The organism is Algoriphagus lacus, assembly GCF_003583985.1.
Classification (GTDB): Bacteria; Bacteroidota; Bacteroidia; order Cytophagales; family Cyclobacteriaceae; genus Algoriphagus; species Algoriphagus lacus.
Genome location: NZ_QXML01000008.1, coordinates 75,143 through 89,801, shown reverse-complemented (window position 1 = coordinate 89,801; position 14,659 = coordinate 75,143). Strand labels below are relative to the sequence as shown.

Annotated in this window: 11 protein-coding genes; 5 read left to right on the top strand and 6 right to left on the bottom strand. The window is 45.4% G+C overall.

Annotated elements, in window-relative coordinates:
- Positions 1-62: 62 nt before the first annotated feature.
- Both D0X99_RS15480 and D0X99_RS15475 read right to left on the bottom strand, forming a co-directional pair.
- On the bottom strand, positions 63-2,504 hold the full coding sequence (locus D0X99_RS15480; RefSeq protein WP_394336584.1) for a S9 family peptidase: 2,442 nt from the start codon (positions 2,502-2,504) through the stop codon (positions 63-65).
- Positions 2,505-2,632: 128 nt separating this feature from the next.
- The gene (locus D0X99_RS15475) at positions 2,633-3,592 is read right to left on the bottom strand and encodes a glycosyltransferase (RefSeq protein ID WP_119478758.1); all 960 of its coding nucleotides are present in this window, start codon (positions 3,590-3,592) and stop codon (positions 2,633-2,635) included.
- Between the two features lie 190 nt (positions 3,593-3,782).
- On the opposite strand from D0X99_RS15475, the gene D0X99_RS15470 reads away from it, so the two are divergent.
- From D0X99_RS15470 to D0X99_RS15455, 4 genes are all read left to right on the top strand, one after another.
- Positions 3,783-4,652, top strand: coding sequence for a UDP-2,3-diacylglucosamine diphosphatase (locus D0X99_RS15470; RefSeq protein WP_119478757.1), 870 nt, complete (start codon positions 3,783-3,785; stop codon positions 4,650-4,652).
- A gap of 92 nt (positions 4,653-4,744) precedes the next feature.
- Positions 4,745-5,860 (top strand): glycosyltransferase family protein, encoded by a 1,116-nt coding sequence (locus tag D0X99_RS15465; RefSeq protein ID WP_119478756.1) that lies wholly within the window; start codon positions 4,745-4,747, stop codon positions 5,858-5,860.
- Between the two features lie 116 nt (positions 5,861-5,976).
- Positions 5,977-8,649: an MGH1-like glycoside hydrolase domain-containing protein gene (locus D0X99_RS15460; RefSeq protein ID WP_119478755.1), complete on the top strand. Its 2,673-nt coding sequence runs from the start codon at positions 5,977-5,979 to the stop codon at positions 8,647-8,649.
- Positions 8,621-9,226 carry a ribonuclease HII gene (locus tag D0X99_RS15455; RefSeq protein ID WP_119478754.1) on the top strand — a complete coding sequence of 202 codons (606 nt, stop codon included), beginning with the start codon at positions 8,621-8,623 and terminating at the stop codon, positions 9,224-9,226. Before D0X99_RS15460 ends, D0X99_RS15455 begins: the two co-directional genes overlap by 29 nt.
- Before the next feature lie 51 nt (positions 9,227-9,277).
- Here D0X99_RS15455 and D0X99_RS15450 read toward each other — a convergent pair whose 3' ends face one another.
- The 4 genes from D0X99_RS15450 to D0X99_RS15435 form a co-directional block, all read right to left on the bottom strand.
- Complete coding sequence (locus D0X99_RS15450; protein WP_119478753.1) at positions 9,278-9,715, bottom strand: hypothetical protein; 438 nt, start codon at positions 9,713-9,715, stop codon at positions 9,278-9,280.
- A gap of 135 nt (positions 9,716-9,850) precedes the next feature.
- On the bottom strand, positions 9,851-11,239 hold the full coding sequence (locus D0X99_RS15445) for an NAD(P)(+) transhydrogenase (Re/Si-specific) subunit beta (RefSeq protein ID WP_119478752.1): 1,389 nt from the start codon (positions 11,237-11,239) through the stop codon (positions 9,851-9,853).
- Positions 11,236-11,523, bottom strand: coding sequence for an NAD(P) transhydrogenase subunit alpha (locus D0X99_RS15440; RefSeq protein WP_119478751.1), 288 nt, complete (start codon positions 11,521-11,523; stop codon positions 11,236-11,238). The genes D0X99_RS15445 and D0X99_RS15440 overlap by 4 nt, the downstream gene beginning before the upstream one ends.
- Positions 11,524-11,534: 11 nt before the next feature.
- Positions 11,535-12,659 carry a Re/Si-specific NAD(P)(+) transhydrogenase subunit alpha gene (locus D0X99_RS15435; protein ID WP_119478750.1) on the bottom strand — a complete coding sequence of 375 codons (1,125 nt, stop codon included), beginning with the start codon at positions 12,657-12,659 and terminating at the stop codon, positions 11,535-11,537.
- A gap of 392 nt (positions 12,660-13,051) precedes the next feature.
- On the opposite strand from D0X99_RS15435, the gene D0X99_RS15430 reads away from it, so the two are divergent.
- Positions 13,052-14,518, top strand: a complete 1,467-nt coding sequence (locus D0X99_RS15430) for a Gfo/Idh/MocA family protein (RefSeq protein ID WP_119478749.1) — start codon at positions 13,052-13,054, stop codon at positions 14,516-14,518.
- Positions 14,519-14,659 lie beyond the last annotated feature (141 nt).

The following is a 14,659-nucleotide window of genomic DNA, read 5'->3' as shown; positions in this document are numbered from 1 at the left end:
AAATAAAGGAGCCTTTGAGGTAAAACCCCAAAGGCTCTTTTCAGAATACTGACTTGGCTTTCTTATTTGTCTTTCGGTTTATCCCGCTGCATCTCCACCATATCCACCGATGGCGGGGTATGATCTCCGAGTAGGTGCGCCACAAAGTAATCCCCCATTTTCCAGAAGAAATACTCCGTCATGTCTCCATAGCCGTGCCGTTGACCAGGAAGAATCACAAACTCAAATCGCTTACCTGCTTTGATGAGGGCATTGGCCATGCGGATGGTTCCGGCTGGATGTACGTTGTTGTCCACGTCACCGGTACTGAGCATGAGGTGACCTTTGAGGTTTTTGGCCAAGTCCGGATTTTTCTCAATCTGATACACAAAGGTGGTATCTCCACTTGGTAGGATCCGCTCCTGCACTCCGTGATGTTTTTCCGACCACCAGCGGTTGTAGATGTTGTTTTCGTGATTTCCGGCAGAGGATACGGCCACTTTGAACACATCCGGATAGACCAGCATCGCTGCGGTAGACATAAATCCACCTCCGGAATGTCCGTGAATCCCCACCTTGTTGCGATCGATAAAAGCATGGCGATCCGCCAACTGATCCACGGCTGCCTTTTTATCTGCCAAACCGTAATCTCTCAGGTCACCATAGCCATAGTTGTGATACCACTTGGACCGGGCAGGATGTCCTCCTCGGTTACCTAAGGTTACCACCACAAATCCAAATTGCGCCAGTCGATCGGTTCGGTCCATACCGCGACCAAATGACTTATTTACCGCCTCGGTTTGAGGACCAGGATACACGTACTGGATCAGCGGATACTTTCTTGTGGAATCAAAATCATATGGCTTGTACATCACTCCATAGAGGTCTGTGATGCCATCGTCCGCCTTGAACTTGAACGGCTCGGGAAACTTATACCCCGCTGCAAAAAGTTGGCTCAGGTCAGCTGTTTCCAAATCCATGATTTTGGCGCCGTTGCGGTCGTAAAGAATCGAAACAGGTACGGTATTCACTCGGGAAAAATTGTTAACAAAGAAAGAAGCGTTGTCATTGATGCTGATTTCGTGGTTGAAGTCACCTTTGTTGAGCAAAGTCACTACACCACCATCCAAGCTCACACTGTAAAGGTGCTCGTAGTAGGGATCTTCCCCTTTTTCACGGCCATTTGCAGTAAAGAACAATCTTCTTGTTTTGGCATCTACTCGTGCAGCACCGGCTGTATGATAGGGTCCAGAAGTGAGTTGACGCTTGAGCGAACCGTCTTTTCCGTAGAGGTAAAAATGACCCCAACCGTCACGTTCTGACCACCAGATCAGCTCGTTTCCGACGATTTCCAATTTTTCAAAATCAATGTAGGTATTGCTTCGCTCATGGATGACGACCTCTTTTTGATTGGAAGCCAGATTCCATCTGACAACATCCACTTGCTTTAGATCCCTTGAAGTAAGTGCGAAGTAAAACTCGTCCATATCACCCAACCAAAGTGTGGGTCTGAATTCATCGTCACGGGTATTGGCTGCAGGCGTAGTAGACCAAAGGCTGACTGTCTGATCTTTGAAGGTGGCAATCGGAAGTTTCTTCAGTTCTTTGGAATCAAACGAGTAATGCAACAACTCGCTTTGTGGCTGTTCTTTTTCACCCGGCATAGCATACTTGTAGGTCTCCAAGGTTGGCCGTGGGTCTCTTGTATTGTGGATCACCCACAGGTCTTTCACCTTCCGCTGATCAGTGCGGGTGAGGATAAACTGCTTGCTGTCCGTGCTCCAAAGGATTCCGGCACGCTTGCGGTCATTCTTTTTCTTTTCCACTTCCTCATTGTCATCGCCGAAATTGCCTCCACCATAGGAAAAGTCCTTTTCTCCATCTGTAGTCAACTGGTTTTCCACGATGGTGGAATCTTTGGCATCCTTAACTGCCTTAAGGAAATTGGCTTTATCCATCCAATAGAGGTTGAAGTTTTTGACATAAACCACTTTGGAGGAGTCAGGAGCGATATTCGCCCAGGCGAGGCGCTCTGGATCTTTTTCAGTTTCGATCTCAGTAAGCTGCTGGGTGGTCAGGTTGAACCGGAAGGTATGAACCTTCTTTTCCAGCGAATCCTTGGGACTTTTATTTTTTGCCTTGATCTCTGCCCAGTCTTTTTTGAGCACATCGGCAGTGCTTTTCACCTTGAATTCGATCGTATTTTCATCCGAAAGCAGCTTTAGGTCGTCTAGCTTTAGGTGATGACCATCGAAGGGGTCTTTTACCGCTTTCGTGATCTCAGCTGCCAATTTATCCCTATCAAACATCGGGGATTTAGTCCGACGGACAGGATCCACCACGTACCAATTTTTCCCATCACTGGTCTCGTATTCATACCAGAACCGGTCAGATTTTTTCATCCAGTGCGGGTCCACGCTGGTGGAAAAAACCATTTTCTTAAGCTTCTCAGGTGAAAATCGAGCAGCAAGCTCGTAATTTCCTTTGTACACAGGCTCTTGGGAGTAGCCTGCGCTAAGGGACATAAAAAGCCCCCATACCAATAAAATTCGCCTCATTATCTCAAAGTTTAGAAGGCGAAACTAAGCCAAGATGGTACTTGACAGAAAACCATTGGTATAAAAAAAGCGGGTTTTGACCCGCTCACAGATTATTAGATCTGCCAGGATTCCTTAGCCACTTTTGGGACGACTTTGGTCATCAGCCCTCCGACCAAGAATAAATGATAATAAAACACCATCGTCCCTATCACGAGTGGTACCTCCCAAATGGGAATATGGGCTTGTTTTCTCTTTTTGAAAGTATTTCTAAAAACCTTTTTAAGCAGTCCTCCATAGGATCTTAAAAAAAGCGGCATCCAATTCCCTGGGTTAATTTCAGTCTGGGTAATTGCTACATACTGGTCTCTCCCTTCAGCTAAACCCCTGTTGAAAAAATGACTCCACCCATTTGGGATTGGATGGGTAGCTCTCGCTCCCTGATGAACGAAAAGGCGAATTCCATTCTGCTGCATCTGCTTCCACAAAAACAAATCAGAGCCGCGGGTCATCCCTTCAGGCATTTTGGGATAGGGAAACTTCAACATGATTACCCGATCCACCATAAAATTATTGGAATGAATGATGGAGACTTGATTCAGGTTTTGATTGTCATCCGGAAACGGAAAAAACCAATTAACTGAAAAGGCCCTTTCCAAAAAGGAGTCACTGCCAATGTGAGTTAATCCTGAAACCAAATCTCCAGGACAGGAAGCATGGGCTTCCATTATTTTATCCAACCAACCATCCTCGGGTATTATATCACTGTCTACAAAAAGGATTTTTCTTCCTTCTGCCAGCTTTGTTCCTTCATTTTTCAATTCAAAATAATGGGCATCCAAAGCATCATGGTATCGGATCGGATCCATTGGCTCAAGCCCAAAAGATGAAATTGTCCTGTCGATGAAATCCCTGATAAACTCTTCGCTGACTTGATTTGAATTGAATAGAATCAATAATTCAAATTGCTCCGGCCTCGTGGCTACCTGCCTAAATACAGAAACAATCATCTGCCGTGTCCGACCGAGTTCAGACAACAAGGCATTTTCCCATTCTAACACAATGCTGATATCCATCGATAGGCTTTTAAGAATGATTTTCCTTCAAATTACTTCTTTCGGTTGTTTGATACAATCAGGGTTTTCACCTTTCCTTAACTTTTTCTTCATTTTAACAGAATAAAAAACTAAAATTTAAACAAATCCTTAATAACCTAAACATCATGGATTTACATCGACAGCCTAGCTTTCGATTAAAACCTACAGAGTGAAGACCCACTACAAAACCATCGTCGTTTCTGACGTTCACTTGGGTACCAAAGGATCCAAAGCCAAAGAAATCGCCCGTTTTCTCAAACAGTACCGATGTGAAAATCTAATCCTCAACGGAGACATCATCGACGGCTGGCAACTCAAAAAATCAGGAAGCTGGAAGCGCAAGCATACCCGGTTTTTTAACCGAATCCTGAAAATGATTGAAAATCACAACACCAACGTATTTTATCTCCGGGGAAACCACGATGATTTTTTGGAGCAAATCCTCCCGCTGCAGATCGGTCGCCTTCATATCCAAACGGATATGATTTATGATTCTCAGGGCAAAAAGTACTTCATTACTCATGGGGATGTATTTGACAGCATTACCACCAACTTACGCTGGATCGCCTACTTGGGGGATATCGGTTATACGTTTTTGCTTTGGATGAACCGGGTGGTCAATTTCTACCGATTCAAGGCTGGTTTGCCCTACTTTTCTCTTTCCCAGTATGTAAAAGGGAAAGTCAAATCGGCTGTTTCCTACGTCGATGATTTTGAGTCCGAACTTGCAAAAATGGCCCGGTCCAAGGGATGTGAAGGCATCATTTGCGGCCACATCCACAAAGCGGAAAACCGAATGATTGATGGTATCCACTACCTCAATTCGGGAGACTGGGTAGAGACAATGAGTGCCTTGGCAGAGGATCATGAGGGCAACTGGCAATTGATCTACTACAACGAAATTGATTTTAAAGGAATCCAACTTGATGAGCAGTCTATCGGCAGCTCAGAAGAAGTGGAAAGCTCGGTGATCCCGCTGCGCAAAGTTTCTTTCGAATTGCCAAAAGATGACCTGACTCCACCTCATTTTCGACTGTAATATGAAATCGAGCATGACGCAAACGATCTTAGTAAAAAAAATATCATCCATGCGAGATTCCATGTGGCATATAAAAAGCAAATTATAAACACATGAAATTCATTTTTATCGTTCAGGGTGAAGGCCGCGGGCATATGACCCAAGCAATTGCCTTTTCCCATTTGATCCGGTCTCAGGGACACGAACTTTCCGCAGTAGTGGTAGGAAAAAGTAAACGAAGAACAATCCCGGATTTTTTCCTTGAAAAGATAGGAGCCGAAACCCTGTCCCTCGACAGCCCAAACTTTGAATCTGATGGAGTAGATAAGCGGATTCTTTTGGGAAAAACCATTTTCAAAAACACATTGAACCTTCCGAAATTCTGGAAAAGTCTCAGGCAAATTCATGCTTTGATCCAAGAAAAGGAGCCTGATGTGGTGGTGAATTTTTATGAGCTTTTGGGGGGATTTTATCATTTGATTTTTCAGCCAAAGGCCATCTTTTGGGCGATTGGGCATCAATATCTGGAAGCACATCCCGAGTTTCACTTCGCTCCAAATCGGCGATTGGAGAAATTTCTTTTCCGACTGAATACCCGGATTACAGCTTTAGGGGCAAGGGAGCGCTTGGCGCTTTCGTTTTTACCCAAAGAAAATACAGACAAAATCCGCGTAGTTCCACCGCTTTTGAGAGAGGAAGTCACCCGCTTGATTCCAAAAACCGAGAATTTTTATCTGGCCTATATGGTCAATCCCGGCTATGCAGGTGAAATTATTGAATTTGCCAAAATCCACCCTGATGTTAAAATCAAAGCTTTCTGGGATAAAAAAGGAGCCGCTGAAGTAGAAACACCCCTTCCAAATCTTAGCTTTCACCGGGTAAATGATCGGTTGTTTTTGGATGCGATGGCAGATTGCAAAGGGCTGGTCTGCACAGCAGGATTTGAATCCATCTGCGAAGCCATGTATTTGGGCAAGCCGGTGATGGTCATACCGGTAGACGGACAATATGAGCAAGCCTGCAATGCACTTGACACAGAGGCTTCGGGAGTGGGAATAAAGTCGAAAAAATTCGATTTCAATCGACTTGAGACCTTTGGGACTGATTCTTCATCCAAGTCGATTGAGGCCATTATTTGGTCAGGAAAGTGGCCTACGATAGTCAAAGGCCTGATCAACCACTACTCACCTAAAGATGTCATCCTTCCTGTAACCCCATCATACACCTAACATAAACATTGAACTGCAAAAAAATTAAAGCTCCGTTCATAAACACTCTTTGACATTTTGAACTTTAATTCCGTGAAAGTGATAATTTCGACCCTTGCTCAACGGAGAGAAAGCAAATGTCAGCTGAATATATACGATTACAGGAAGATAAGGAGCGGAAGAAGCATTGGAAAAAGTGGGGCCCCTATCTCACAGAAAGACAATGGGGAACTGTCCGTGAAGATTACAGTCCGGATGGCTCAGCTTGGGAAAACGTAACCCATGACGATGCTCGGAGCAAAGCCTATCGCTGGGGAGAGGAAGGAATCGCCGGAATCTCTGACCACCAGCAGAAACTTTGCTTGGCTTGGGCATTCTGGAATGGAAAGGACCCATTTATCAAAGAGCGTCTTTTTGGGCTGACGGGAAACCAAGGGAACCACGGAGAGGATGTCAAGGAAATCTACTATTACCTCGACAGCACCCCTACTCACAGTTATATGAAGATGCTTTACAAGTATCCTCAGGCTGAATTTCCCTACCAATCCCTTGTCGAAGAAAATCAAAAGGCTGGAAAAAGTCATACTGAATTTGAGCTGATCGATACCGGGATTTTTGATGAAGACCGCTACTTTGACATCTTCATCGAATACGCCAAAAACGATTCTGAGGATATTATAGCCATTGCTACCATTCATAACCGGGGACCCGAGAAAGCAAAAATCTGGGTAATGCCGACTGTGTGGTTTCGAAAGACATGGTTTACCGGACATGAACCCTTCATGCCCAAAATCAGCAAGCTCAACGAACATGCTTTCAAAGCTTTCAATCCAAAATCAGGGAATTACATCTTTAACTTTTGCGGGCAACCTGACCTGAAATTTTGTGACAATGAGACCAACCGCGAGCGTCTATATGGGATTCCAAACGAACGGAAATTCACCAAAGATGGCATCAATGACTATGTCATCAAAGGCGACAGTACCAGACTAAATCCTGCCAATTCAGGCACAAAAGCTGCCGCGATCTATGAACTGGAAGTACCAGCTGGAGGGCATGTATCGGTACAGCTCCGGATGCAACACCAAATCGAGGAAAACCCCCTCGAGTCCTGTCATAAAAGCCTGGAAACCCGAAGAAAAGAGGCGGATGAATTCTATGAAACAATCCAACACCGGGTTACCGATCCAGATCTAAGATCCATACAGCGTCAGGCATTTGCAGGTTTGATGTGGTCCAAGCAGTTCTACTACTACGATGTCAACCGTTGGTTGGAAGGTGATGCAGGACGCTATCAGCCTCCAAAACAACGAAAGGAAGGCCGGAACAAACACTGGCGTCACCTTCAGAACTACGACATCATTTCAATGCCGGATAAGTGGGAATACCCATGGTATGCGGCATGGGACTTGGCTTTTCACTGTATTCCAATTGCACGGATTGACCCTGAATTTGCAAAGAGTCAACTCCTGCTCCTGCTCAATGAGTGGTACATGCATCCCAACGGGCAAATTCCGGCCTATGAGTGGAATTTTTCCGATGTGAATCCTCCTGTGCATGCCTATGCTATCCAGCGAGTCTATCAGATTGACAAGAAACTGAACGGGGGCAAAGGCGACCGGGAATTCCTGGAACGGGCCATGCACAAGCTCATGCTCAATTTCACCTGGTGGGTAAACAGAAAGGATTCAGAGGGTAATAACATCTTCGAAGGAGGTTTCCTCGGGCTGGATAATATTTCGCTTTTTGACCGAAACCACGCCCAGTATTACCAAGGAAAACTCGAGCAAGCTGACGGTACTTCCTGGATGGCGATGTTTTCGCTCAATATGCTGAGAATCGCATTGGATCTTTGTGAGTTCAACACAGTGTACCAGTTTAGTGCTACCAAGTTTCTGGAGCATTTTCTCTACATCGCGGGTGCGATGAACAATATTTCCTCGGAGCACATTTCGCTGTGGGACGATGAAGACAACTTTTTTTATGATGTCTTTCACTATCAGGGAAAAGAACCAAAAAAACTGAAAGTTCGGTCAATTGTAGGCTTAATCCCACTCTTCGCAGTAGAACCCATCCGGGAGGATTTGTTCGACAACCTTCCGGAGTTCAAAAAGCGCCTTGAATTTTTTCTGAGGGAAAAGCCAAAACTTGCGGCCTTGGTATCCAGCTGGATTCAGCCTGGTTATGACAAGCGGAGACTCTTTTCCCTACTTCGCGGTCATCGGATGAAAAGCGTCCTCCACCGCATGCTGGACTCCGATGAATTTTTGAGTGAATATGGGATCAGATCTCTATCCAAGTATTTTGAAAAGCACCCGTATTCGATGAAAATCAACGGGGACACCCTGTCTGTCAAATATGCACCAGGTGAATCCGAAACCCGGATGTTTGGGGGAAACTCCAACTGGAGAGGTCCGATCTGGTTTCCGATCAATTACCTGATCATCGAATCACTGAAGAAATTTGATTTCTATTATGGAGGTGATTTCTCGATAGAATACCCAACCGGATCAGGGAATTACCTGACTATGGACATCATCGCCAAAGAGCTTTCGCTTCGCTGTATGAAGATTTTCATGAAGGACAAAAATGGTCACCGTCCGGTTTACGGCAAGCGAAAGAAATTTCAGGAAGACCCGCATTTCAAAGATTACATCCTGTTTTATGAGTATTTTCATGGGGATACGGGGATGGGATTGGGTGCTTCGCATCAGACCGGGTGGACTGCCTTGGTAGCTGAGATGATTCACAAATATTGCAAAGCCAGCGAACCGCATCACGATGCCTCTACTCCCCTATTTAGAAGCTAATCGAATCGAAGCCGGATGTGACGAAGTAGGCAGAGGCTGTCTGGCTGGCCCTGTAGTGGCTGCATCGGTTATTTTGCCGGCAGATTACCATAACCCCTGGATCAACGATTCCAAAAAGCTGAGCAAAACCAACCGGGAGGAACTGATTGAAGAAATTAAAGACAAGTCAGTAGCTTGGGCGATCGCAGAAGCAACCGTGGAAGAAATCGACCGGATTAATATCCTGAACGCTTCATTTCTGGCGATGAAGCGGGCGATCCTTCAACTGAAAATGAAACCCGAGCATCTTTTGATTGATGGAAATCGCTGGAGGTCTGATCTGGATTTCCCATTTACATGCGTGGTAAAAGGAGACGGAAAGATTGCCAGTATAGCAGCTGCTTCCATTTTGGCTAAAGTTTATCGGGATGAATTGATGGAAAATCTCGCCCTGGAATTCCCCCAATTTGCTTGGGAGCGAAATGCCGGATATCCCACCAAAGCGCATAGGGAAGGAATCGAAAAATATGGAAGTACGATTTGGCATCGAAAAAGCTTCCAGTTACTTCCAGCCCAATTGAACCTGGGATTTGAATAAAAAAAGCCGCAAGGGAGTCCCTCGCGGCTTTCGGCTTATTTTAAGGGTGTTTTATTTTTTGATTCGTTGAAAGGTGAGTTTCCCAGTGGAAGCATTTTGACTGATGGGTTGTAGCACCATTTTGTCCTCTGAAAATTCCACAATTTTTGCCAGTCGGTCACCTTTTTCTTCGTGGATCACCAGCATATTTCCTTCGGTCAACTCGATTTTAACTTCTTTTTGTACAATAGTCTGATTTTCAAAATCGGTGAATTTCAGCACGTCCCCTTCCTCAAACTGGTAAACCGTATTTTCCAATCTGAACTTGATTCTCGCATCCATGCTGGCTTTCTCATTTGGAGTTGCATTTTGGTATTGAGGAGAATGGACAATCTTTGCAATTCCGTCAAAATGAATCAATTGCCAGCTACCAACCAATTGGCTGTACTGGACCTGATTCCAAACTAAAACCAGAGTAAACAGAAACGATGAGATAAAGGATAGATTCATACGCTACTTAAGGCAATTATTCTGCCAGATTGTTTGGCAATTTAATGCCGGAAACCTGCTTTTCATGATGAGCAAACCTAAACTCTTTCCTGGAATTGATTTTCATAAGGTAAACCAAGGTATTTCCTTTGTAAATCAACTCATCTCTTTCATCTCTCCCACCACTTTGGTAATCGTCTGCTTCGCATCTCCAAAGAGCATCAGACAGTTAGGATAGCCAAAGAGCTCATTTTCAATTCCTGCATAACCTTTACCCATGCTTCGCTTGGATACAATTACAGTTTTGGCTTTGTCGGCATTCAAAATCGGCATCCCGAAAATGGGACTCTGGGGATTGGTTCGGGCAGCTGGATTTACTACGTCGTTGGCACCGACCACAAATACCAGATCCGTATTGGAAAAGTCATCGTTTATGGCTTCCATTTCGATCAGTTTGTCGTAGCTGATGTTTGCTTCCGCCAATAGCACATTCATGTGTCCAGGCATACGGCCTGCCACCGGGTGAATGGCAAATCGGAAATCAATGTTCCGCTTTTCACATTGTTCCATCAATTCCCGGATCACGTGCTGGGCCTGAGCAACAGCCATTCCATATCCTGGAACAACTATGACGGAAGAAGCCGAATCAAACAACATTGCAGTCTCTTCCACACCGATTTCTTTGATCACAACTGCCGGACCCTCTTGTCCTCCTGTAGCTACAGTCTGTCCAAAACCTCCCAAAAGTACGTTGGTCAAGGAGCGGTTCATCGCCTTACACATGATCTGGGTGAGGATAATACCCGAAGCCCCAACCAGAGATCCTGCCACTATCAAGACGTTGTTGTTTAGGATAAAACCTGTGGCGCAGGCAGCCATTCCGGAGTAGGAATTCAAAAGGGAAATCACCACTGGCATATCTGCCCCACCGATCGGAATAACCGTCAAAATTCCCAATAAAAGAGAAATGACGACCAAAATAAGGATTAAGGTAAGGTTGGTTGGATCGAGGAAAACAAACACAGAGGCTGCAATAAATGCAATCAGCAGAACCAAATTCAGCAAGTGCTGTCCGCTAAATGTGATGGGTTGGCCCGATACTTTCCCGTCCAATTTGAGGTAAGCAATCATCGATCCGGTAAAAGTGACCCCACCGATCAAGACTGAAAGAATAATACTGGTCAGATTGACTGCATCGAGCGATTCAAGCGAGGTGCTGCTTTTAAGGAAATAATCAGACAACCCAACTGCGAAAGATGCCAAACCTCCAAATCCGTTGAACAAGGCGACCATTTCGGGAATTTTGGTCATCGGAACTTTCGTGGCATAGTAGAGGCCGATGACACTACCGATCAGGATACAGATGAAAATCTCCAGAAAGGTCACCACCTCGATGGTCAGCATCGTGGCTACGATTGCAATCAGCATCCCTACGGCGGAAAGTATATTTCCTCTTCGGGCATCTTTGGTTTTACCGAGATACTTGATCCCTATTATGAATAGCACAGAGGCTACCAGATAAGCAATTTGAATTACCGTGCTCATTTCTTCTTGAACATTTTAAGCATACGATCAGTAACAGCATATCCTCCGACCACATTGACAGTAGCAAGGACAAGGGCAAACATACCCAGCCATTTGCTCAGGGTGGTATAGCCCATTTCATTACAGGCAATCAGGGCGCCTACGATGGTAATCCCTGAGATCGCATTGGAACCGGACATGAGCGGAGTATGGAGCGTCGGGGGCACTTTGGAAATGAGTTCGAATCCCAGATAACTGGCCAGGACCAGAACATAAATCAGTATGATAAGAGCTGATACAGTCATGGTTTGAATGTCTATTTAGTGAGGATACTTTTGGTAAAGGCGTGTACCAATTCACCCTGATGAGTGATCAGTACACCTTTGGTGATTTCTTCTTCAAGGTCTAGCTTGATTCCGTCTTTTCCTGCCAAATGCAGCAAAAGCGTACTGATATTGGTCGCATAGAGTTGACTGGCATTGACTGGAAGTAGAGAGGGTAAATTCGATTCACCGATGATGGTGACGCCGTACTTGACCACGGTTTTGTTTTTTTCCGAAACAGCACAGTTACCACCGGACTCTACGGCCATATCCACGATCACCGAGCCGGTTTTCATGCTTTTGACCATCTCTTCTGTCACCAGGATCGGGGATTTTTTACCCATGACCAAAGCCGTAGTGATGACCAAGTCCGCATCTTTGATTTTATCACGGATGAGCTGTTGCTGTTTTTCCAAAAATTCGGCAGAAACTTCCTTGGCATAGCCACCTTCGACTTTCACCGATTCAGCGCCTTCGACAGTAAGGAATCTACCTCCCAGGGATTCCACCTGCTCTTTGGTTTCTGGCCGCACATCACTGACCTCCACGATTGCTCCCAACCGCTTTGCAGTGGCAATGGCCTGCAAACCAGCTACACCCGCACCGAAAATCAGGACTTTGGCAGGAGTGATGGTTCCTGAGGCCGTCATCATCAAGGGAAAGATTTTACCTAAATGATTGGCCCCGAGAATCACGGACTTGTAACCGGCCAAGTTGGCCTGCGAAGAAAGCGCATCCATCTTTTGTGCACGGGAAATCCTTGGCACTGCATCCATGGAAAAGGAAGATATCGACTTTTTGTTGAGCGCCTCGATCACCTCAGGATGCTGATAGGCATACATGTAGGAAATGCATGCGCTACCTGTTTTCATTTGAGCGATTTCCTCCAATGTAAACAGGTTGACCTTGAGCAGAATGTCTGCGGCAAACACCTCTGTGGCTGAACCCACTTTGGCTCCCGCAACGAGGTAATCCTGATCCGAAAAGTAGGAGCCTTCCCCTGCACTGGATTCGATGATTACCTCAAATTCCTTCTTCTTGAGTAGCTTGACCACATCAGGACTGAGCGCCACTCTTCTCTCAAATTCCTTGGTCTCTTTGATAACTCCGACTGTCATTTTATAGGGCTGTTCTAGGCTATTGCAAAATTTATTTTTGACAATTATACTTCAAAGTAAAGGAAAGCTTTGCAGTTCAGGTAATCACGAAACGCTCAGTTTTGGCTAAAATCAGCTGGTTGCACCTTTTTTCAAAACGAAAATGGCTAAAAACAGACCATTGGCTAAACCGCAATCGATTTCTTAATTTATCCTGATTTCAAGCTTTTTTTTTGATTATGCAAAAATTCAAAAGCAAATTGATTATCTATCCTTGGGTGTAGGGCCTGAAAAAATCTTGGGACTAAAATAACCTTTCATCATGATTTAGCGGTACTCCTGCAAAACCCTCTTCCACAGGACACATTAATTTTTAACTTGTAATACTATTAGTTCTCAATTAACCTTAACCCATGAAAAAACCCGAGCAATCCTCTTCGGGGCAAACCCGGAGGGACTTTATTAAAAATGCGGCAATCGCATCTTCATTTTTCATCGTACCGAGACACGTGTTAGGCGGTGCAGGCTACACAGCGCCTTCAGACCAACTCAACCTGGCTGCTATCGGAGCTGGAGGTAAAGGCCGAAGCGATATCTTGAATGCTTCCGTAAACGGCCGTGAGCGAGTTGTTGCTCTTTGCGATGTTGACTTTTCTGGAACTGCAAAAGACTCTGTAAAAAGCTTCCCTAATGCCAAACTGTATGCGGATTACCGCAAAATGCTGGAGGAGCAAAAGGACATTGACGCAGTGACCATCTCTACCCCGGATCACGTGCATGGACCGGCTGCAAAGTTTTGCATGGAAAGAGGCAAGCACGTCTATGTGCAAAAGCCGATGACGCATAACATCCGAGAAGCTCGAATGCTGACCCAATTGGCCCGAGACAAAAAAGTCGTGACACAAATGGGAAATCAAGGTGCTTCCAATCCCCTTCTGGATATGGTCAAAGGTTGGATTGATTCAGGAAGAATTGGAAAAGTTTCTAAAGTACAGGTGTGGACAAATCGTCCCGTATGGCCACAAGGAGGTCCACTTCCTACTCCGGACGAAAGTAAAAAACCGGCTGACCTGGACTGGGATCTCTGGTTGGGCCCCGCCAGCTTCAAACCTTACACTCCGGCTATGCATCCTTTCAGCTGGAGAGGCTGGTGGGATTATGGAACAGGAGCCTTGGGAGACGTAGGATGTCACTTGATGGATATCCCTTTCCGTACGCTTGGACTTCATTATCCGACTGATGCGGAATGCTCTGTAGGCTCGGTTTACTCCGGCATGTGGACAGCAGATTACAACCCAGAAGGATGTCCCGCTTCTTCTTTTATCACGCTTCATTATGCACCTACCGCCAAAAATCCAGTTCCTCTGGAAATGACTTGGATGGACGGAGGGCTTCGTCCTGCCCACCCGGATATCATCCCTGCCGACCATAATTTGGGTGGAACCAACTCCGCAAATGGAGTATTGATGATCGGTGAAAAAGGGATCATCTCTCACAACATCAACGACAGTTCACCATTGATGCCTAAGTTGTATCTATATGACGGCACTCAGGAATTTGGTCCGGATCGAATCGAAGGCACTGAGCCGGAATATGGACATCAGCGCAAATGGGTTGACGCTTGTAAGGCAGGATTTGGCTCTGCAGAACACAAAGGCCTGACTTCCTCCTTCGACTACGCAGGACCAATGACTGAAACCGTTCTCATGGGCAACTTGGCGATTCGCAGCTATATGCTGAGAAGAGACAATGGCAAAGGTCAACAGGAATTCTTTGGCCGTAGAAAGCTCCTTTGGGATGGTGAAAATATGCGAATCACCAACTTGGAAGAAGCCAACCAATTCGTTGGCAGAACCTACCGAGCAGGGTTTGAAGTTTGATCCAGTTAGGCTGTGATCAGTATTAAGTGATCACTGACCAATTCATATTTTCTTATCGATAAACCGTGAGTTAAAACACTCACGGTTTTTTTATTCCACTCTATCCTGAGTTTAATTCCTGCCTTCAGATGGAGCCCGACA